Raw genomic sequence first — 397 nt, 5'->3', positions numbered from 1 at the left:
GCCCTGATGTGGGCCCTGGGCGCCGTCATGGCCCTGGGCTGGGCCGCGCTGATCGTCGCCGTGATCTGGGCGATCATCGCCGCAGTCCTGGCCTCGATCGGCCGCAAGGAACTCAAGCAGATCAAGGGCCTGCCCCAAACAGGCGAAACCCTCTCAGAAATTCCCCCAACCCTAAAACCAGGTGAGGTAAACCGATGAGCGAAAACCCTGACGTCATCCGAGCAGACATCGAAGCGACCCGGGCACGCCTGGGCACCAACGTCGACGCCGTAGCCGACAAAGTCACCCCGTCCAACATCGTGCACCGCCAAACCGACAAAGTCCGCGATGCCGTGACCGGGGTGAAGGAGAAAATCATGGGAGCAGCAGACACCGCCACCACCAAGGTCCACGACAC

At 62.7% G+C, this 397-nt stretch carries 2 protein-coding genes; both read left to right on the top strand.

Annotated features, from left to right (window positions below):
* A partial coding sequence (locus tag ACETK3_RS21370) for a phage holin family protein (RefSeq protein ID WP_373993602.1) occupies window positions 1–198 on the top strand: 198 nt, incomplete at its 5' end.
* On the top strand, window positions 195–397 hold a 203-nt coding region (locus tag ACETK3_RS21365), incomplete at its 3' end, for a DUF3618 domain-containing protein (protein WP_373993601.1). The genes ACETK3_RS21370 and ACETK3_RS21365, both read left to right, overlap by 4 nt.

This window comes from Arthrobacter sp. E44, from assembly GCF_041877125.1.
Lineage (GTDB): Bacteria > Actinomycetota > Actinomycetes > Actinomycetales > Micrococcaceae > Arthrobacter.
This window is presented reverse-complemented; position numbering and strand designations above follow the sequence as displayed.